The following is an 18,723-nucleotide window of genomic DNA, read 5'->3' as shown; positions in this document are numbered from 1 at the left end:
CATCGAAAAAATTCAGCTATAAGAGGAGGGGTTTCGCACGGCAAGAAGTTTTTGTATCCGGCCTTTTGGCGGTATAATGAAACATGAAAAAGAATTAACCGGAGAAGAGTAAAATCGTTTAACCACAAATTTTCTATTGGAGGCTTTTTAATAATGGCAATTCAGCAAAACGATATCAACGAAAAAAAGGCATTTACAGACGGAGCGGTCTCGAAGGTGAACCTTATCACCACCGACGCGCTTACACTTGATGTCTACTATTACAAGGCCGGACAGGCGCTTGGATATCACAGGCACCCGACCGGAGATCAGATATTCACCGTCATTGCGGGAACGGGAACGTTCAAGCTCGATGACGGCAAGGAAGAGACCCTTAAGGTAAAGGCAGGGAGCACCTTCCTTGCTCCGAAGAACGTATGGCACGATCTCATCGATTCCGGCGACGGCAAGCTGATAGCCCAGCAGGTCACCAAACAGCCGGCGGGAATGGAAAAACGAGCGTAACGCTTTGCAAAACGGGCCGGCGTCAGCCGGCCCGTTATTATTCACGCAGTCGGATACCTCGATTTTTACGGGATCAGTTTTACAGAGTAACTATGTTGAGTCCACGCCCGGAAGGATCATCTTCCGCCATTGAGGGCAGTTATTTTTCAGGTTCACGCGCAAATAGAATATATTGGTAGTTATGGGAGGCATATTTCGCGGCGTTAAAGTAGGCCTTGCTCTGGGAGGCGGCGCGGCAAGAGGTCTTTCGCATCTTGGGGTCCTCAGCGAACTCGAAAAGGCAAAGATCCCTATCCATCTCATCGCCGGAACAAGCATCGGCGCGGTTATCGGCGGGATGTACGCTCTCGATCCGGTCGCGGAGCAGATCGAAAAAAGATTCATAGATTTCCTCAAAAGCGACGATTACGAAGACGCAAAGATGGATTTCCTCAGCTCCACGAAGGTAGGTGAACAGGGTGTGCTGAACGGACTTCTCGGAAAGATATCGAGAAAGCTGAGAAGGTCGTACTTCTACGGCGTTTCGCTCACAAACGTATCGTATCTCCCGGCGGGGGTGCTTGAGAGGAACATCGCGGACATCGTGCCGGACCTCGAGTTCCGCCACTGCAAGATACCTTTCTCATGTTGCGCCACGGACCTTGTATCCAGGAAGAATTTTTATTTTGAAAAGGGGTCGGTGCAGAAGGCGATACTCGCATCATGTTCTATTCCGGGGATATTCCCCCCCGTAAAGATGGCGGGGATGGTGCTGATAGACGGGAGCTGGGCAGAACAGAACCCGGTAAGGCGCGCGCGCATCATGGGGGCGGATATAGTGATAGCGGTCGATATCATGCAGGACGACGAGCCGGAGCCGGAGCCGACGAACTCCCTCGAAGTGATAACTGGGGGGAGCGTGGTCACGAGGCGCGTATTGGCGAACCTTCAGCTGGAAGGGGCGGACTATATAATCACGCCGAAGACGAAAGGTATTCACTGGGCCGATTTTTCGAAAGCGGAAGAGGCGGTGCAGGCGGGGCGCGATGCGGCGTCCGAAGCTGTTAAGAAAATAAGATCCTGCATCAGAAGAGGTAGAGTAAGGAACTTCTTCACAGGCCGTTGCCGCTAGCTTTCTTCTGGCGTCACCCCCTTCCCCTTGTCATACCCAACATCGCGAGAGCGAACTCCTGCACGGTTTGTCATAAAATTTATATGAATATTTGTTTCCAGTCCTCTTGTCATCCCCGCGGAGGCGGGGATCCAGCGCGGTTTGTCATGCTTGCGGTAGGGTGGCTGTTTGTGGATGGAGTGGGGATGATCGTCAGTCCCTGCTGTCGTGGATGGGAGGAGGGAAGATGTAATTCTCGCTTTCAGGGTCCCAATAATTCTTCTCATCTTTTCCCTTTAATTCCTTGTAGAGTTTTTGCAGGTTTTCCAATTTTCCTTTACTGTACTCTGCCTTATTCCAGTTTTCACCCCTGATGATCTCTCTATCTTCGAATTCGGCTCCTTCAAGCTCTGCCGATTGCAGGTTGGCTCCAGATAGGTCTGTCGATTGCAGGTTGGTAAGTAAAAGGTATGCCGATTGCAGGTTGGCATAGCGAAGGTTTGCCGATTGCAGGTTGGCTCCAGATAGGTCTGCCGATTGCAGGTTGGCATGAGCAAGATTAACCGATTGCAGGTTGGCAAGCATAAGGTTTGCCGATTGCAGGTTGGCTCTGAATAGTTCTGCCGATTGCAGATTGGCTTCTGCGAGGTTGACACCGCTGAGATCCGCACCTGAAAGATCTGCCTTTGCCAGGTTTATTCTGTTCATCTTTTTTGTGATTTTGCTCCCCTCTTCGCGGAAGACGGTGTGGATGGCCAGTATATGGTTTGGAACCACTGTCTCGTCATTCACCTCTTCCTCCGGCCATGACTGGAGAAGGGAGAAATATATTTCATATGCTGGCCTCTGGAATCTCTCCCCATGTATGCCGACGGCAAACGGTTTCAGTTGATGAATGGCGGCAATCTGCAAGGTTTCATTTTTGTCGCCACCCAATCCAACTGCCCACTTCTGTATTTCGTGAAAATCCTTCTGGATAAGGTCCTCTCTGGCGTTCTGTATATCGGCCTTCTTGTTCTGATCCCGCCAGTACCAGATAGGGAGCGCTATCGGCGCGGCAAGGATAAGAGGCAGGATGTTCTTGAAAATGTCGGAGAAGGCAGGGTTTTTTTCTATAAATTCCAAAGGCGACGTAGCCGCCATAAAAATTGATAATAAAAAGATTTCAGATAAACCTATCACTACTAAAATGAATAGGCGAAGGTCACTCCTGGAAACTTCCTCCGGTTTCCACTGTCTGTTCAGCTTTTCTGTGTCGATTTCAGCCATTGCTGAGAATTATACAATTTTGTACCGTATTGCACATTTAATTCCTCTTCTCCCGATAGCATCGGAATTATTTTCGCAGTGTGTACGCCGCCAATGCTAGAAATCTGGATCCCCGCATACGCGGGGATGACAAGAAGGGAACCAAGAGCGACGGGATAGTGATATCTGGATCCCCGCATACGCGGGGGTGACAAGAAGGGAACCAAGAGCGACGGGATAGTGATATCTGGATCCCCGCATACGCGGGGATGACAAGAAGGGAACCAAGAGCGACGGGATAGTGATATCTGGATCCCCGCTTCCGTGGGGATGACAAGAAGGGAACCAAGAGCGACGGGATAGTGATATCTGGATCCCCGCATACGCGGGGGTGACAAGAAGGGAACCAAGAGCGGCGGGATAGTGATATCTGGATCCCCGCATACGCGGGGGTGGCAGGTATGAGCATGAAGACCGATCACTCTTGATAGTTGCCGGGTCTGGTCCTAAACTGTTCCTGTGGAACAGGTAAAAATTCCAAAAGAGATTGAAAAATTCCTGACGCATATCTCCATAGAGAAAGGGTTCTCCCCGAAAACTTCCAAGGCGTACGGAAAGGATCTCGCGCAGTTCGCCGAGTTCGCTTTCAAAAGTCCGCTGGTTGAAAAAAAGGGGACTTCCGGCGCGATAGATTTCGAGAAGATGGAGGTTATCGCGGTACGCTCTTTCGTGGCGGAGCTTCATAGAAAAAAACTCGCGCCGTCGTCCATAGAGAGAAAGCTCTCCGCTCTCCGCGCCTTCTTCCGCTATCTCGCGCGCGAAGGGATGGTGGAGAAGAACATCGCGGAGGCTGTCCCGCTCCCGAAGAAACCGAAGAAGATGCCGAAGTTCCTCTCTGTGGATGAAGCGTTCGCGCTAATGGATAGCGCCGACAAAGGATCGCCGACGATGCTCCGCGACCGCGCGATGCTTGAGCTCTTCTATTCGAGCGGGCTACGCATCGCCGAACTGCAGGGATTGAATGCCGAGGATGTGGACCTCACCGGCAATCTTGTCCGGGTGATGGGTAAGGGGAGCAAGGAGCGGATCATCCCGGTCGGCAAAAAGGCGGCTGTTGCGATAAGGGAGCTGATGAAAAGCAACGGGAAGGATAGCGGCCCGCTCTTTTACTCCAGACTGAAAAAGAGGCTCTCGATGAGGCAGACCTACGAGGTGGTGGTGAAGCACGGCATCAGGGCGGGTATAATAAAGCGCCTCACCCCCCACATGATACGCCACACATTCGCGACGCATATGCTGAACGGAGGGGCCGATCTCCGCGCCATTCAGGAACTGCTCGGTCACTCATCGCTTGGCACCACGGAGAAGTACACGCATGTAGGGATAGAGAGGCTCATGAACGTATACGACAGCGCCCACCCGCACGCAAGGAAGAGGAGGGGGGGAGGATAGCCCCCGCGAGATGTTGGCGAAGAGGCATGGGGAAGTGGGAGATGTTCACTCTTCCGGATGCAAGACGAACTGTTTGCGGTGTATACTGCGCTGATGAGTGAACTGAATCTGAATGAATTGATAGGGAAGGCGGCTGTCCTTATAGAGGCGCTTCCATATATACGGCAGTACAGCGGGAAGACGGTAGTCATAAAGTACGGCGGATCCGCGATGGTGGAAGAGGGGCTGAAAGAGGGCTTCGCCCGCGACGTGGCTCTTCTCAAACTTGTTGGAATAAATCCGGTGGTCGTTCATGGCGGCGGTCCGCAGATAGGGAAGACCCTCGAAAAGATGGGGATACCGACGCGGTTCGTGGACGGGCACAGGGTGTCGGACGGCGAGACTATCGACGTGGTTGAGATGGTTCTCGTCGGGAAGGTGAACAAGGAGATAGTTTCGCTGTTGTCGAGCGAAGGTGGGCGCGCCGTCGGATTGAGCGGGAAGGACGGCCGCCTGATAGAAGCCGAAAAGATGCTTATTGAAAAGCGGACGGCGGACGTCGACAGGCCGGAGATAATCGACATCGGAATGGTCGGCAAGGTGACGAAGATAAACAAGGAGATACTTGAGACCATCGACAAGGACAATTTCATCCCGGTCATAGCGCCGGTAGGGGTAGGCTCGAAAGGGGAGACCTACAATATCAACGCCGATACGGTAGCGGGGGAGATAGCCGCCGCGCTGAAGGCGGAAAAGCTTGTCCTTCTTACGGACGAAAGGGGGATACTCGGCTCCGACAAGGAGCTGTTGAGCCATCTGAATGAAAGCCGAGTGGAAGAGCTTATCGAAAAGGGGGTTATCAAGGGGGGGATGCTGCCCAAGGTGAAAAGCTGTTTTAGGGCGCTTGATGCCGGCGTAAAGAAAACCCATATCATCGACGGAAGGGTGAAGCACTCCGTATTGCTTGAGATATTTACCGACAAGGGTATCGGAACGGAGATAGTGAGATAAGCGGTTTCGGAGCCTTCCCCGAAACTACATGATATTGAATTCGGTTATCGTTATGCTTTTCACTCTCCCTGACTGCAGGGACCTGTCGAGAAGGATCTCCATATCGTAGATGGTGCGTGGCCTTTTCTTCAGGTCTGAGAAGTCCTCTATGTTATGCGTCGTGAGAAACAGGAATATAGCTTCGCGTATGATGGAGGAGTTCTCCTCAATCTCGTCGATAGTCTCTTCGTTGCTAAGCTGTATGGAGAATGCTATGCGCCATAAACGTTTTTCCCCATTTTTTTCAATAGGGATTATGAACGGTTCAAGGCTGAGATTGATCATCTTTTCGAATGTGACTGGAGTTTTCTGCACAGGCTCGGGCTTTGCGGGTTCCTCGATCTGCTGTATAACGGGTTCCTCTTCCTTTGAAAAGTAGAAATATCCCGCCACGATCGTTGCTATCAGGGAGAGAAATCCGCTGATGCCGACAGCAAGAATGATGATCGCCTTTCTGGTAAGTTTTCTTTTCGGTTTTACCTCGTCTTCTTCTTCTTCTTCTCCTCCTCCTCCTCCTCCGGCCTCAAATTTGACAGGAGAGGGTTTGGGGGCCTCCTCGACTTTTTCTTCTTCTGTGACCGGTATGGAAGTGGGGTCGACGTCAAGTTCGGTTTTATGTTTCTTTGCCATTGGATATTATCCCTGCCAGGCAGGGTCTTTCCCGTCCGGAAGAAAGCCGGACTTTCTAATATTTACTCCGCCGTTTAAAAATGGAGATGGTCTCATCTTACATTGAGGATTCCAGGGCGGCGGCGACCTTCGGGTAGGCGAGAGCCGCCACATGGCTCACTTCCTCGTTTTCATCGGTTAGCGCGACGACCAGCGGATCAAGGACTTGCGGGAACTTTAGCGAAGCCAGCGCGGTGACAGCCGCCTTCCTTACCTGCCACGCGGGATCTGAACATGCCTGTGTCAGCGACGGTATGGCGTACTCCGTCTGAAGGTTGCCAAGCGCGATCACCGCGGTCCGTTTTACGTCCACGTTGTCGTCTTCGCTAATTACGTTTGAGAGGGGTCCCAGGATATCGAGCGTTTTAAAGTGGTTAAGCGCGATTATTGCTTCAATTCTTACCGCGAAGCGCGAATCTTTAAGCAGTTCAACGATCGAATCAATGGCCGGTTCGTATTTGATCTTGCCAAGCGCCGTTGCCACTGCCTTGCGCACCTCCCACGCTTCGCTCTTTATCAGTTCGAGAAGTTTCGGCCCCGCGACCTGCGATTCCATGTTTCCAAGCCCGGTTATTGAGGCTATTTTCACGTTGATATTTTCGTGGGCAAGGGCCGCAATCAACGGCGAAACGGCAATATCCGGGTTGAGCTTGCAAAGAGCAAGCGCCGCGGCCCTCTTCACCTTCCATTGTTCAAGTAGTTTTTCAGGTGTAAGCCCCATCGCGGCCTCTTCTTCGCTTTTCTGGTCCTGTGGAGGGGTCTTGGAGGAGACGGTCTGCAGGATGGCTTTTCTGACATCGCCGTCTTCCGGGTTGAGAATCGCTGTGAGATGTTCCACTACCTCCACTGCGTTCAGCTTCGAAAGAGCGTAGATGGCGGCTTCCTTGACCACCGGGAATTTATCCTTTAAAAGAGCGGCCAAAGGTCCTTTTGCCTGTGTAATTCCCATATTTCCAAGGGCTACTGCCGAGGCCCTGCGAACGTTTGGGTCCTCGTTCTTGCAGCTTTTTATGATCCGGTCATGAATTTCCATTCTCTCATTCTCTTCGGCATACAGGATAAATATAATAAGTGTTCTTAAAACAATAATTTAGCAGATTTTTGTCTATTGTCCAAACCGCAAAATTACGCCTGAACCGGGTTTTGTCAATTTAATTTGACACTGTTTGCAAGTCTGTTATTATTTAAGGCTTTTATAGCGTTATTATTAAGGGCGATTGTTAGCTCTTGGGGTGTCGTCAAGCGGTAAGACACAGGTTTTTGGTACCTGCATTCGTAGGTTCGAATCCTACCACCCCAGCCAAAATTGATGTTTTTTATAGCGGGATACCAGATTTTATGAATGTCGACGGGCCAAAACTAATAGCCGGCAGGTCCAATATCAAGTTGGCAGAAGGAATTGCCGCTGGAATTGGTGTGCCGCTCATTGAATGTGAGATCTCCAATTTCTCGGATGGCGAGATTTTTTGTCAGATAAAAGAAAATATACGCGGCGGGGATGTGTTCATAATCCAGTCGACAAATACACCCGTTAACGACAACCTGATGGAGCTTCTCCTCCTGATAGATGCAGTGAAGCGGGCCTCCGGGAGGAGGATAACCGCGGTTATGCCCTATTTCGGATACGCCAGGCAGGATCGAAAGGTTCAGAGCCGAACGCCGATAAGCGCGCGCCTCGTTGCCGACATCATATGCCAGGCGGGTATGGATCGCGCCCTGTTCATGGATCTCCATGCCGGGCAGATACAGGGATTCTTTGATAAGCCGGTTGACCATCTGTACGGTTCCCCGGTTCTTATAGAATATATAAACAGCATCGATTTCAAGAATGAGAGGGTCGTGTTTTCGCCGGACGCCGGAGGCGTCGAACGCGCGAGGGCTTTTGCCAAAAAGCTTGATTGCGGGCTCGGTATCATCGACAAACGCCGTGAAGGGAAGAATGTGGCGAAGGCGATGAATATAATAGGAAATGTTAAAGGGATGGATGCGATAATCGTGGACGATATGGTGGATACCGCCGGAACCCTCACCGAAGGGGTGAACGCTCTTCTGGATGCCGGAGCGGCGTCCGTAAGGGCATGCTGTTCGCACGCTGTGCTTTCGGGGAAGGCGATTGAGAGGATCAACGGATCGCCGATAACGGAACTGATAACGACCAACACTATCGGGCAGGAAGCCCATGTTGAGAAATGTAAAAAACTAAAAGTGCTGGATATATCGGAAGTTTTTGCCGAGGCGATAAAAAGAATCCACCTGGCAAAATCGGTAAGCAGTCTTTTTGAATATTAAAATTTGATCATTTAAGGGAGATCACAATGGATATTGTTGAATTGAAAGTTGAAAAAAGAACCGATAAAGGAAAGAAGGCTTCCAGGACCCTCAGGAAGAAAGGGCTTATGCCGGCGATAATCTATGGCGGCGGCTTGAAGGAAAAACTCGCCGTAAGTTCCAAGGAAGTATTTCGCGCCCTATCGGGAGCGAGCGGGAAAAGCGTTATCCTCAAGCTTGGTCTCGACGGCGGAACATCATGGCATGCGCTGCTCCAGGAACTGCAGTATCATCCGCTTAACGACACGATCTTCCATGCCGATTTCCTTCAGATAGATATTAAAAAACCGCTGGTCAAATCGGTGCCGGTTATCTTCAAGGGTGTAGCAATGGGGGTAAAGATCAAAGGTGGTATTCTCCGCGTGCATCACGACAAGATAACGCTCGAAGGGATCCCGGAGTCGATGCCGGTTTCCGTTGAAGTAAACATCTCCGAACTTGATATCGATCAGAAGCTTACGATCTCGACCATTTCGCTGCCTGAAGGGATCAAGGCGCTTGACAGCGGAGATACCCCGCTTGTTTCGATCGCTCCTCCAAAACAGGGACCGGGCGGTAAAGAGGGCGATACAGCAAACGCAGAGGGCGCAAAAGCGGCGGCTCCGGCGGCTGGCGCCAAAGCGGCTGGCGGAGAAGAGAAGAAGAAGTAACGGCCCTGAGAGAAAAATAACTCTGCTGAAACAGGAATGTGAAATTGTTTGTTGGTCTAGGCAATCCGGGTGCGAACTACTCGTCAACGAGGCATAACGTCGGCTTCATGGCGGTAGATTATATCGGACGCGAGAACGGCGCCGAGCTGAGGAGCAAGATCAAGAATTCCCTTGTCGGGGTTTTTAAAAGGGATGGCGAGGAAATTGTTCTGGCTAAACCCCAGGGATATATGAACAGAAGCGGCATAGCGGTGCGCGGCCTAATGGGGCATTTTTCACTGAAGCCGGAGGATATAACCGTTGTTCATGACGACGTTGATATCCCGCTCGGCAAGGTTAAGGAGAAGAAAACAGGCGGAACCGGAGGGCATAACGGCATCGCCTCCATAATTGACGAAATCGGGACGCGAGATTTTAGGCGTCTCCGCATTGGCGTTGGAAGACCGCCGAAAGGGGTCGACACCGCCGATTATGTGCTGTCGCCGTTTGGAAATGATGAAAAGGTTTTGGTTACTCAATCTATAGAAGATTGTTATCAGATGATTTTTAACTTTTAGGGAGATTACAGGGAGATTATATGGAAAGCTGGGCAAATTACGCGCCACTATTTGGTGTACTGGGACTTTTTGTAGCGTTGGCTCTTTTCATGATGATTAACAGGCAATCGCCTGGCAATCAGAAGATGATAGACATTTCGGATGCCATCCACGAAGGCGCGATGGTATTTCTTAAAAGCGAGTACATCCGGATAGCCGTATTCATAGTTATAGTATTCGGTCTTCTCTTTGTTTTCATCGCGGATAAGACCGCATACGCCTTTCTGGCGGGAGCGCTTAGCTCGATGCTTGCCGGTTTTATCGGCATGCAGGCGGCAACAAGGGCAAACGTAAGAACGTGCGAAGCGGCAAACAAAAAGGGGGCGGAGAAAGCGTTCGAGATAGCTTTCTCGGGCGGTGCTGTCATGGGTCTTACCGTTGCCAGCCTCGGTCTTCTTGGAGTCGGAACATTCCTTATCCTGTACGGCGATTTTGAGAATATCTCCCACTTGAGCGGATTCGCTATGGGTGGTAGCTCCATCGCGCTGTTTGCCCGTATCGGCGGCGGTATTTACACAAAGGCGGCGGACGTAGGGAGCGACCTTGTCGGCAAGGTAGAGGCAGGTATCCCTGAGGACGACCCAAGAAATCCCGGCGTTATTGCGGACAACGTAGGCGACTGCGTGGGCGATACCGCGGGCATGGGCGCTGATATCTTCGAATCGTATGTCGGTTCCGTTATCGCAACCATCGCTCTCGGAGCGGCGATGCAGTCCATGCCGCATGTAATGCTACCGATGCTGGTAGTAATGGCGGGACTTCTTGCATCCATAATCGGTCTTGCAAGCATGAAGGTTTTTGAAAAAGCGGGTGCAGAGAGCGTGTTGCGCTATACCACCATACTGGCGGCCATACTCCTTCTCATAGTTTCGAGATTCATTGTCGTCGGGCTGAACCTTCCGATAGGTATTTTCTGGGCGCTTGTTCTCGGAACGGTTGCCGGCGTTTCCATAGGGCTTATCACCGAATACTATACCGGCATGTTCGGGCCGGTTAAGAGGATCGCGAATTCAAGCATGACCGGAGCGGCGACGACGATCATCACAGGTTTTGCCATCGGCCTTGAAAGCACGGCAATGCCGATAGTGATAATAGCGCTCGCTACATTCGGCGCGGCTTCTCTTGCGGGTCTTTACGGCATAGGCCTTGCCGCTGTTGGAATGCTCGCGACGGTCGGCATTACGATGAGCGTGGACGCCTACGGGCCGATTGCCGACAACGCAGGTGGTATTTCGGAAATGTCCGGACTGGGAGCCGATACAAGGAAGATCACCGATTCGCTCGACGCTATCGGCAACACGACCGCCGCTATCGGAAAGGGATTCGCCATCGGTTCCGCGGCGTTGACAGCATTGGCCCTCTTCTCAGCCTACGCGAAAGTCGTCGGACTGGAATCGATCAACCTCCTCTCCCCGACTGTTGTTGTTGGAATGTTCCTCGGCGGAATAGTGCCGTTCCTTATTGCCGCGCTTACCATGACATCAGTCGGCAAAGCGGCGATGGCGATGGTTGAAGAGATCCGAAGGCAGTTCCGCGAGATACCGGGTCTAATGGAAGGTACAGGAAAACCTGACTCAGCAAGGTGCGTTGAGATATCCACCAAGGCGGCTTTACGTGAGATGGTGCTTCCGGGCGTTATCGGCGTATCTACTCCGCTCTTGATCGGTTTGGTTTTTGGTAAGGAAGCTCTTGGCGGAATGCTGGCCGGTTCGACGATTACGGGCGTATTCCTTGCTCTCCTTATGGCAAATGCCGGAGGTGCATGGGATAACGCGAAAAAGTATATCGAAAAAGGGAACCACGGCGGAAAGGGATCCGAAGCGCACAAGGCCGCAGTTATCGGGGATACCGTTGGAGATCCTTTCAAGGATACATCCGGCCCGGCTATGAACATCATTATCAAGCTGATGGCGATTGTTTCGCTGGTCATTGCGCCGGTTCTTATTTAAACTGGAAGAGCAGATAATTGTTGATCGCATCAGTCAGGCAGGCAGGAGCTATGGAAATTATCGTTGAATTGCGCGATATTGACCCGGTTACGGGACTGGATCTCGACGTCAAGCGCGCATTCGCAGATTTTTTCGAGCCGAGCGACGGAATAGACGCAGTTGGCGATATGGAGGCGAATCTCCATATCAGCCAGACTGGCGAGAGCTATTTCGTCACCGGAAAAACTTCTGGAACAGTCAGGCTGGAGTGCGGCAGATGTCTGAAAGAGTATGAGTACACACTGGACGTAAAATTGGGCGCGACCTTCCTGCCGGTTGGCGAAGGGGGCGCGGGCGATGAAATAATAGACGTCGATTCGTATGTTTACGAAAACGACAAGTTGGAAGTTTCGACGCTTATTCGTGATAACATGATTTTTGCGATACCATTGAAGCAGTTATGCAAGGAAGAGTGCAAGGGTCTCTGCCCGAAGTGCGGGATTGACAGGAACGAGTCAAGTTGCGAATGTCCCGAAAGGGAAGTAGACGCAAGGCTCTCCGTTTTGCAGAAGTTGAAAGATAAACTGGAAAATTGAAAGGATAGGAAAATGCCGGTACCAAAAAAGAAAACCAGCAGGAGCAAACGCGGAATGCGGCGTTCGCATGACAAGGTAAGTCAGCCGAATTATTCGGTCTGCCCGAACTGTCAGGAGACGAAGATGCCGCACCATGTATGCCCTCGTTGCGGAATGTATGGCGATAAGGAAGTAATCGCGGTAGAAGACGTATAAATGAAAATCGCCGTCGATGCCATGGGCGGCGACAACGCCCCTGGAGAGATTGTTGAAGGTTCTGTCCTGGCGGCGCGTGAATACGGCACGAAGATCACACTTGTCGGCCCGAAGGATGTTATAGAGGCGGAACTGAAAAAGCATGATACCGCCTCGCTTCCCATAGAGATAGTCCACGCTTCCGAAGTAGTGGGGATGAGCGAATCCCCATCTGTCGCCTACCGCAAGAAAAAGGATTCCTCCATAATGGTCGGGGTAAAACTCGTCAAGGAGGGGAAGGTGGCCGCCTTCGTAAGCGCGGGAAACACAGGCGCCGTCATGGCGCATGGAACCCTTGTCCTCAGGCTGATACCGGGAATAAGCAGGGCCGCGATTACCGTGCTTCTCCCTACCCAGAAGGGGTGGTCGGTACTTCTTGACGCGGGGGCAAACGTGGACTGTAAACCGCAGGCCCTGTTCGAGTTCGGCATTATGGGCTCCGTTTACGCTTCGCACGTGCTTGAGAAAAAATCCCCGATAACCGGCCTGCTGAATATCGGCGAGGAGGAAGGGAAGGGGAACGAGATATCGAAACTTACCGGCGAGATGTTGCGGCAGAGTTCCATAAATTTCATGGGCAACGTGGAAGCAAAGGAAGTCTATCGCGGCACTGCCGATGTTATAGTCTGCGACGGGTTCGTAGGGAACATCACCCTGAAGGTGAGCGAATCGGTGGCCGAGATGTTTACCAAGGCGCTGAAAAATCTTTTCGCAACCAACTGGCGAAGCAAGCTGGGATACCTCCTCGTGAAGCCCTATGTTGAGGAGTTCAAAAGGAGGATAGATTATCACGAATACGGCGGAGCGCCCCTTCTCGGGCTAAACGGCACGGTCTTTATCTGTCACGGCTCCTCAAAGGCGAAGTCGATTAAAAACGCGATCAAGCACGCGGAGGCGTTCGTGAAGAATGGCGTGAACGACAAGATACGCGAAGGGATGGAGAGGAATATCGCGATAGAAAAGGCGATGGAGAACCACGAAGGCATTTTTGCAAATCTTGACATTGCGGCTGCTGCCGATGAACTGGAAAAAAAGGAATAACTCTTGAAACCGTATATTGCCGGCACCGGGCGGTTCCTCCCCGAACGGGTGATGACGAATCACGACCTCGCGAAGATCGTTGATACTTCCGACGAGTGGATCGTCGAGCGCACCGGGATAAAAGAGCGGAGGATCGCCGAAAAGGAGGTCTGCGCTTCGGATCTGGCGGCGCCCGCGGCAAGGGACGCCATCAAGGCGGCAGGGCTGAAGGCAAAGGATATTGAACTGATAATCGTCGGTACATCCACCCCCGACATGCTCTTCCCCTCCACGGCCTGCTTCGTGCAAGCAAAGATAAACGCTACAAACGCGGTTGCATTCGATCTCCTCGCAGCCTGTTCGGGATTCACATTCTCGCTAGCGACGGCTGTCCAGTATTTAAAATCGGGACTTTTCAAAAACGCCCTCGTGATAGGCTCGGAGATATATTCAAGCATTCTCGACTGGGAGGACAGAACGACCTGTGTTCTTTTCGGCGACGGCGCCGGCGCGGTCGTGCTGAAAGCGGACGGCAAAGGGGGGAAGTCCGGCATACTTTCAACGCACATCTATTCCGACGGCAGTAAATCCGATTTCCTCAGCGCGGTCGGCGGCGGGAGCGCGAGGAGATTTACGCCGGACCTGATAAGCGAAAAGAAATACTGCCTTACGATGAACGGGCAGGGGACATTCAAGGTCGCGGTAAAGAGCATGATAAGCGCCGCGCAGGCGACGCTCCAAGAAGCAGGCCTTTCGGTTTCCGATATCGATCTTGTAATACCTCATCAGGCAAATACCAGGATCATCGCGCAGGTCGCGAAACAGCTAGGTATAGAAGAGTCGAAATGTTTCGTGAACATCCAGAAGTACGGAAACACTGCGGCGGCATCTATCCCGATCGCGCTTGATGAAGCCATCGAGGAGGGGAGGGTAAAGAAGGGGGACCTCGTCCTTTTCGTCACCTTCGGCGGCGGCTTCACCTGGGGCTCTATACTCCTCCGCCTTTAAGCTGGGGGGATTTGCACCTGTCCCACCCGCCGCGCATGACCGCTTCTTTAATCCGGCAGTAAGCAAGGATAAAACGGTAAATCTATTTTCCCCGCAACGCTCTCGGTATGAGAGGATTCCGGGCGATTCTCAATTTACCTTTCAACCCTTCCGGGTGAAGATGCATCACCTTGTGCACCCTTCTCTTAGGGATCGATCTTGAACGTCCGGATATCATTTCGGGGGAGAGGTGTTCGACTTTTTTCATGCTCTTTTTCCTCTTTCTGTACTGATTATAACATTTTCACTGGGCGGATATGGAGGCGAAACGGAGATTGAAACGGCAACAACCATTCCCGCAATACTAACGATGTGCTATATTGAATATTGAAATCAATTCATCAACGAAATATTAGTTCAAAAGGAGAAGAGCAATGGGTGAACCGACTATAGCTGGAAGATCGCCAAAGGTAATCGAATTGGAAGCGGGCAAACACTACTGGTGCGCGTGCGGAAAGTCGAAGAATCAGCCGTTCTGCGATGGCTCGCATAAGGGGACGGGATTTTCGCCGGTCGAATTCAATGTGCCGGAGAAGCGCACAGCCGCCCTCTGCATGTGCAAACATACGAAGACCCCACCCTTCTGCGACGGTACGCACAAGAGCCTTAAGTAGAACCGCAGGATACACCATAAGGGCAAGGCTAGATCCTCCAGATAAGGAGGTGCTACAAGCCGTTTATGTTTGTAGATGGTTCAATTCCCTCTTTGCGCTTATGCGCAAAAGTGGAGGGAAGGGTTGCTTATCATGCCAGGCCGGTTTCAATTAGGAGCTGACGGTCCTTTAAAACATCTTCAGTGGGGCCGTCCAACTTCACACGCCCCTTGTAGAGGATGATTGTCCGCTGGCAACTCTTTCGCGCGAGATCAAGATCGTGCGTTACGAAGACTTGCGTCCCTCCTATCTTTTCCAGAAGCGCGGATATCTCCCTCTTTCCCCGCGGGTCAAGCGAGGCGGTAGGTTCATCGAGCGCGAGGATTTTCGGTTTCATCGCCAGGAGTGTGGCGATAGCCGCCCGCTTTTTCTCCCCGAGGCTCAGATGGAAAGGGGGATGCGCCCCCGCGCCGTTCAACCCCACTGATGCCAGGCTCTCCCTGACAAGTTCAGCGATATCCTCCTCATTGACGCCGCTGTTCCTAGGCCCAAACGCCACATCTTCGTAGACCGTCGGGCAAAAGAGCTGATCGTCCGGATTCTGGAAAAGGTAGCCGACCTGCCGACGGATTGCCGGGAGATTCTTCTTTACAACAGGGACGCCGAAAACGGAAACGTTGCCTTCGCTCTTAATGAGGCCGTTCATATGGAGAAGGAGGGTAGATTTTCCCGCTCCGTTGGCACCGAGTATGGCGACCCGCTCATCCTGATAAATGGTCAGCGATATTTCAGACAGCGCCATCGCTCCGTCGGGGTAGGAGTAGCTTACGTTATTGAACTCTACCGCGGGGATGTAGTTTCTATCTCCGTTCATCCGTATATCCTCAGGAGCGAACCATACGCGATCACGAACAGGGGGAAGAGGTAGTCGCTGGCGCGCATCCCCTGTTTTGTGTTTCCGCTGGGCGTTGCGCCCGAATATCCCCTCGCCAGCATGGCGAGGAAAATTCTTTCCGCCCTTTCGAAACTCCGTATCAGAAGGCTTGCCACCGCGTGACCGATACCCTTCAATCGGGCGATCCTTTTTCCGCTGAAGCCCCCCCTCGCTGTTGATGCGCTTTTCATTCTCCCGGCCTCCTCGGCGATGAGGAAAACATAGCGATAGGTAAAGGAGGTGATGGAGATAAAGAGCCGAGGGATGCCGAGCCGCTCAAGCGCTCCAAGTATTTCCGAAAACGGGGTGGTGGAGATAAGGAGTATCGCACAAAAAACCGCGGTCCCGGATTTCAGGAGAAGGGCGGTAAAGAGTTCGATACCCGGCACACTGTTTTCAGAGAAGGGGAGGAAAACTCCGGCCATGAGAATGAGCGGTGCGATGACGATCATGCGTGAAGCAAGGAATAGTGCAGGGATGTTGGAGATATACGCAAGCGCCAGCAGGAGAGCGATATAACCGGCAAACGCGATATGGAGCTGACCGGGAGTATTTGCGCAGAGAGCGAGAAGCGGTATGAAAGCGAGTATCTTTGATCGGGGATCGAGACGGTGAAGTCTGCTGTCTATGCCGGAATATTTTTCAAAGAAGTGGTGGCTCAATTTCTTTTCCCCCTCTTTCCGTTTCGCCGGAATCCGAGGATAAGCCTTCCGAGTGTGAATGTAATTGCAAGGACGGCTAGTGTCCCGGCAACCGCTCCCCCTGCTGTCGTTTTTTCGTCCTGCTCTTCGCTGACGGCGGACATTTCGCCGTAGAGATATTTTTCCAGGCCGTCGGGGGAGGTGGATGCAAAGTAGGTTGCCGTGAATGCTATCAGGAGCGACACGGCAATCGCGGCGAAATAAAATCTTTTCAATGCGCTTCGACCCCCTTTTCATGCATGACCTGTACGTTGCCGTAATGGAGCCTCCACCCCCTCACGATATCGGGTCTTGAAGCAATGATCGCCGAGAGAACGGTAGTGGTGATGATCCCTTCGGCGATGCCGATGATCGCGTGAACACCCGTGATGGCTGGGAAGGCGGAGTCGAATGGAAGCACGCCGGATAGCGAAAGCTCCACGGCGCAGAGCGAGGCGCCGCCGACGACGGAAAACCACGACGCTATCCCGGCAGAGAGGTAGAAGCCCCTCGAGGTTTTCGGAAGGATGAGCGAAAAGATGCGGAACACGAGATAGGCCGCTGCGCCTCCGACAATGCCGAGATTGAAGATGTTGATACCGAGCGCCGTCACGCCGCCGTCGGCAAATAACAGCGACTGGATAGTGAGGACGACCGCCATTACCAGAACGGCGTTGAGCGGGCCGAGAAGAAGAGCGGCAAGGAGCGCGCCGAGAAAGTGTCCCGATATGCCTATCGCGACCGGGAAGTTGAAGAGCTGAGAAGCGAAGACGAACGAAGCGCAGACCCCCAGTAGGGGAAGGTCCTTTTCCTCCATCTCCCTGTTTGCCTTAGCGATAGCAACGCCGCAGACAGCCGCCGTAACCGCGAAGCCGCCTAGAGTGATCGGCCCGTTAATAAATCCGTCGGGGATATGCATCTCTCTCTCCCGCTCAGGCCAGTTTTTTTCCGGTGGAGCTCAATGAGAGCGAGGCGTGGTACACCCCTTTCTGGCTTGCCAGCATATTCCTTATCTCCCTTATCGTGTCCGCCTTGCTTTTCACGATGATAGTTTCGGCGCAGAGATGACTGTCGAGGTGAAGATGCGTTGAGACCATGATTGCGGAGTGGTATTTGTGCTGAAGCGAGGTGAGCTTTTTGCTGAGCGTATTGCCGTGGTGGGAGTATACGAGGGTGATGGTTCCGAGCGCCTCTTCGTTTTTCTCCCACTCTTCGCTGACGATTTTTTCCCGGATCATGTCCCTTATGAATTCGGAGCGGTTTTCGTACCCGCTCTGTTTGAAAAGTTTTTCGAACCTGCCGAGAAGTTTTTTTTCTATCGAGAAGCTGAGTCTTTCGAGTTTGTCCACGTTTTCTCCCGTCAGTATTATTTCCGTCTAAATCGTAATACTATCGGGGAGGATAGTCAATGGCGCCAGCGGGCTTTTCGCAATTGCAACCACGGGACGGCGAGATCAGGGAAGAAGGGGATGCTGTCAGCTTCCTGGGGAGGAGATGATTTGCCCCAGGCTCAGGGCCACTTGATGGTGCATCCGATGGGGGTGGTGGATTTTACCCCAACCTCGCGGTTCGCGATGAGATCGTCGAGCGCGTGGATCAGGTCGTGCTTCCGAACACCTTTCTGGCTGTGCCAGCAGTCGTCGATCCTCCCCTTGTAGCGCAGTACCCGGCTCTTATCGAAGAGGTATACTTCAGGCGTTACTTTTGCCTCGAACTGCCGGGCGACGCCGGCGGTTTCGTCGCGGAGATACCGGAATTTGAAATCTTTTTCCTTCGCAAGGGCCTTCATGTTTTCAAAGGAGTCTGCGGGATAAGTCTCTTCATTATTCGGATTTATCATCAGTATTTCAAGGCCATTGTCGCGGTAGTTCTGTTCGATCTGTATGATACGGTCGAGGTATGCCTTGACGTAAGGGCAGTGATTACAGCCGAATATGACGGCAAGCAGTTCCCTGCCAGCCAGGTCGTCTGTCGATACAGTTTCGCCGCTTACGTCCGGCAAACTGAACGCAGTTAGTTTCTCTTCGATTTTCATATAGTTAGACCTCTGTTTCCCCATAACTTTTATACCAAATTTTTCAGGCAATTAAAACGATTATCGGTGCGGGGGAATGGGGAGGTGAGA

Annotated in this window: 23 protein-coding genes and 1 tRNA gene; 14 read left to right on the top strand and 10 right to left on the bottom strand. The window is 52.2% G+C overall.

Going from position 1 to position 18,723, the window contains the following annotated elements:
- Positions 1–153 precede the first annotated feature (153 nt).
- Entirely contained in the window at positions 154–504 is a 351-nt protein-coding gene (locus tag OEY64_06970) for a cupin domain-containing protein (GenBank protein MDH5542689.1), read from the top strand.
- Between the two features lie 181 nt (positions 505–685).
- Complete coding sequence (locus OEY64_06965; GenBank protein ID MDH5542688.1) at positions 686–1,615, top strand: patatin-like phospholipase family protein; 930 nt, start codon at positions 686–688, stop codon at positions 1,613–1,615.
- Between the two features lie 192 nt (positions 1,616–1,807).
- Here the strand turns inward: OEY64_06965 and OEY64_06960 are convergent, their stop codons facing one another.
- Positions 1,808–2,719 (bottom strand): pentapeptide repeat-containing protein, encoded by a 912-nt coding sequence (locus OEY64_06960; GenBank protein MDH5542687.1) that lies wholly within the window; start codon positions 2,717–2,719, stop codon positions 1,808–1,810.
- A 642-nt stretch (positions 2,720–3,361) separates the two neighbouring features.
- Between OEY64_06960 and OEY64_06955 the strand changes: the two genes are divergently transcribed.
- Positions 3,362–4,294 (top strand): tyrosine recombinase XerC, encoded by a 933-nt coding sequence (locus OEY64_06955; GenBank protein MDH5542686.1) that lies wholly within the window; start codon positions 3,362–3,364, stop codon positions 4,292–4,294.
- Positions 4,295–4,351: 57 nt separating this feature from the next.
- A complete protein-coding gene (gene argB, locus OEY64_06950; protein ID MDH5542685.1) occupies positions 4,352–5,284 on the top strand; it encodes an acetylglutamate kinase in 933 nt (310 codons plus the stop codon).
- 24 nt (positions 5,285–5,308) lie between these two features.
- Here argB and OEY64_06945 read toward each other — a convergent pair whose 3' ends face one another.
- A complete protein-coding gene (locus tag OEY64_06945; protein ID MDH5542684.1) occupies positions 5,309–5,953 on the bottom strand; it encodes a flagellar basal body-associated FliL family protein in 645 nt (214 codons plus the stop codon).
- A gap of 97 nt (positions 5,954–6,050) precedes the next feature.
- Complete coding sequence (locus OEY64_06940) at positions 6,051–7,025, bottom strand: HEAT repeat domain-containing protein (protein MDH5542683.1); 975 nt, start codon at positions 7,023–7,025, stop codon at positions 6,051–6,053.
- A gap of 195 nt (positions 7,026–7,220) precedes the next feature.
- On the opposite strand from OEY64_06940, the gene OEY64_06935 reads away from it, so the two are divergent.
- From OEY64_06935 to OEY64_06895, 9 genes are all read left to right on the top strand, one after another.
- Positions 7,221–7,295: transfer RNA gene (locus OEY64_06935), tRNA-Gln, on the top strand.
- Between the two features lie 35 nt (positions 7,296–7,330).
- Complete coding sequence (locus OEY64_06930) at positions 7,331–8,281, top strand: ribose-phosphate pyrophosphokinase (protein ID MDH5542682.1); 951 nt, start codon at positions 7,331–7,333, stop codon at positions 8,279–8,281.
- Positions 8,282–8,307: 26 nt separating this feature from the next.
- Positions 8,308–8,970: a 50S ribosomal protein L25 gene (locus tag OEY64_06925; GenBank protein MDH5542681.1), complete on the top strand. Its 663-nt coding sequence runs from the start codon at positions 8,308–8,310 to the stop codon at positions 8,968–8,970.
- A gap of 44 nt (positions 8,971–9,014) precedes the next feature.
- Positions 9,015–9,527 (top strand): aminoacyl-tRNA hydrolase, encoded by a 513-nt coding sequence (gene pth, locus OEY64_06920; GenBank protein ID MDH5542680.1) that lies wholly within the window; start codon positions 9,015–9,017, stop codon positions 9,525–9,527.
- Between the two features lie 20 nt (positions 9,528–9,547).
- Positions 9,548–11,515: a sodium-translocating pyrophosphatase gene (locus OEY64_06915; protein MDH5542679.1), complete on the top strand. Its 1,968-nt coding sequence runs from the start codon at positions 9,548–9,550 to the stop codon at positions 11,513–11,515.
- A 17-nt stretch (positions 11,516–11,532) separates the two neighbouring features.
- Entirely contained in the window at positions 11,533–12,090 is a 558-nt protein-coding gene (locus OEY64_06910; protein MDH5542678.1) for a DUF177 domain-containing protein, read from the top strand.
- Positions 12,091–12,102: 12 nt separating this feature from the next.
- Positions 12,103–12,285, top strand: coding sequence for a 50S ribosomal protein L32 (rpmF, locus tag OEY64_06905; GenBank protein MDH5542677.1), 183 nt, complete (start codon positions 12,103–12,105; stop codon positions 12,283–12,285).
- Entirely contained in the window at positions 12,286–13,365 is a 1,080-nt protein-coding gene (gene plsX, locus OEY64_06900; GenBank protein MDH5542676.1) for a phosphate acyltransferase PlsX, read from the top strand. It begins immediately after the preceding gene.
- Positions 13,366–13,368: 3 nt separating this feature from the next.
- The gene (locus OEY64_06895; protein MDH5542675.1) at positions 13,369–14,352 is read left to right on the top strand and encodes a ketoacyl-ACP synthase III; all 984 of its coding nucleotides are present in this window, start codon (positions 13,369–13,371) and stop codon (positions 14,350–14,352) included.
- 82 nt (positions 14,353–14,434) lie between these two features.
- On the opposite strand, the gene OEY64_06890 is transcribed toward OEY64_06895, so the two are convergent.
- Complete coding sequence (locus tag OEY64_06890) at positions 14,435–14,599, bottom strand: hypothetical protein (protein MDH5542674.1); 165 nt, start codon at positions 14,597–14,599, stop codon at positions 14,435–14,437.
- A 166-nt stretch (positions 14,600–14,765) separates the two neighbouring features.
- On the opposite strand from OEY64_06890, the gene OEY64_06885 reads away from it, so the two are divergent.
- Complete coding sequence (locus OEY64_06885; GenBank protein MDH5542673.1) at positions 14,766–15,005, top strand: CDGSH iron-sulfur domain-containing protein; 240 nt, start codon at positions 14,766–14,768, stop codon at positions 15,003–15,005.
- A 130-nt stretch (positions 15,006–15,135) separates the two neighbouring features.
- Here OEY64_06885 and OEY64_06880 read toward each other — a convergent pair whose 3' ends face one another.
- The 6 genes from OEY64_06880 to OEY64_06855 all read right to left on the bottom strand — a co-directional run bounded on the left by OEY64_06880 (position 15,136) and on the right by OEY64_06855 (position 18,633).
- A complete protein-coding gene (locus OEY64_06880) occupies positions 15,136–15,858 on the bottom strand; it encodes an energy-coupling factor ABC transporter ATP-binding protein (protein ID MDH5542672.1) in 723 nt (240 codons plus the stop codon).
- Positions 15,855–16,580, bottom strand: coding sequence for a cobalt ECF transporter T component CbiQ (gene cbiQ / locus OEY64_06875; GenBank protein MDH5542671.1), 726 nt, complete (start codon positions 16,578–16,580; stop codon positions 15,855–15,857). Before cbiQ ends, OEY64_06880 begins: the two co-directional genes overlap by 4 nt.
- Entirely contained in the window at positions 16,577–16,834 is a 258-nt protein-coding gene (locus OEY64_06870; protein MDH5542670.1) for a hypothetical protein, read from the bottom strand. Before OEY64_06870 ends, cbiQ begins: the two co-directional genes overlap by 4 nt.
- Complete coding sequence (locus OEY64_06865) at positions 16,831–17,517, bottom strand: energy-coupling factor ABC transporter permease (GenBank protein MDH5542669.1); 687 nt, start codon at positions 17,515–17,517, stop codon at positions 16,831–16,833. Before OEY64_06865 ends, OEY64_06870 begins: the two co-directional genes overlap by 4 nt.
- A 13-nt stretch (positions 17,518–17,530) precedes the next feature.
- The gene (gene nikR, locus OEY64_06860) at positions 17,531–17,947 is read right to left on the bottom strand and encodes a nickel-responsive transcriptional regulator NikR (GenBank protein ID MDH5542668.1); all 417 of its coding nucleotides are present in this window, start codon (positions 17,945–17,947) and stop codon (positions 17,531–17,533) included.
- Between the two features lie 161 nt (positions 17,948–18,108).
- Positions 18,109–18,633, bottom strand: coding sequence for a thioredoxin family protein (locus OEY64_06855; GenBank protein ID MDH5542667.1), 525 nt, complete (start codon positions 18,631–18,633; stop codon positions 18,109–18,111).
- Between the last annotated feature and the right edge of the window lie 90 nt (positions 18,634–18,723).

Source organism: Nitrospinota bacterium (assembly GCA_029881495.1).
GTDB lineage: Bacteria > Nitrospinota_A > UBA7883 > JACRGQ01 > JACRGQ01 > JAOUMJ01.
This window is presented reverse-complemented; position numbering and strand designations above follow the sequence as displayed.

Excerpts from the sequence above, each read along its gene's own strand:
- OEY64_06970 (MDH5542689.1), top strand. The coding sequence starts at position 154 with ATGGCAATTCAGCAAAACGATATCAACGAAAAAAAGGCATTTACAGAC.
- OEY64_06965 (MDH5542688.1), top strand. The coding sequence starts at position 686 with ATGGGAGGCATATTTCGCGGCGTTAAAGTAGGCCTTGCTCTGGGAGGC.
- argB (MDH5542685.1), top strand. The coding sequence starts at position 4,352 with ATGCAAGACGAACTGTTTGCGGTGTATACTGCGCTGATGAGTGAACTG.
- OEY64_06945 (MDH5542684.1), bottom strand. The coding sequence starts at position 5,953 with ATGGCAAAGAAACATAAAACCGAACTTGACGTCGACCCCACTTCCATA.
- OEY64_06940 (MDH5542683.1), bottom strand. The coding sequence starts at position 7,025 with ATGGAAATTCATGACCGGATCATAAAAAGCTGCAAGAACGAGGACCCA.
- OEY64_06930 (MDH5542682.1), top strand. The coding sequence starts at position 7,331 with ATGAATGTCGACGGGCCAAAACTAATAGCCGGCAGGTCCAATATCAAG.
- OEY64_06925 (MDH5542681.1), top strand. The coding sequence starts at position 8,308 with ATGGATATTGTTGAATTGAAAGTTGAAAAAAGAACCGATAAAGGAAAG.
- OEY64_06915 (MDH5542679.1), top strand. The coding sequence starts at position 9,548 with ATGGAAAGCTGGGCAAATTACGCGCCACTATTTGGTGTACTGGGACTT.
- rpmF (MDH5542677.1), top strand. The coding sequence starts at position 12,103 with ATGCCGGTACCAAAAAAGAAAACCAGCAGGAGCAAACGCGGAATGCGG.
- plsX (MDH5542676.1), top strand. The coding sequence starts at position 12,286 with ATGAAAATCGCCGTCGATGCCATGGGCGGCGACAACGCCCCTGGAGAG.
- OEY64_06890 (MDH5542674.1), bottom strand. The coding sequence starts at position 14,599 with ATGAAAAAAGTCGAACACCTCTCCCCCGAAATGATATCCGGACGTTCA.
- OEY64_06885 (MDH5542673.1), top strand. The coding sequence starts at position 14,766 with ATGGGTGAACCGACTATAGCTGGAAGATCGCCAAAGGTAATCGAATTG.
- OEY64_06880 (MDH5542672.1), bottom strand. The coding sequence starts at position 15,858 with ATGAACGGAGATAGAAACTACATCCCCGCGGTAGAGTTCAATAACGTA.
- OEY64_06865 (MDH5542669.1), bottom strand. The coding sequence starts at position 17,517 with ATGCATATCCCCGACGGATTTATTAACGGGCCGATCACTCTAGGCGGC.
- OEY64_06855 (MDH5542667.1), bottom strand. The coding sequence starts at position 18,633 with ATGAAAATCGAAGAGAAACTAACTGCGTTCAGTTTGCCGGACGTAAGC.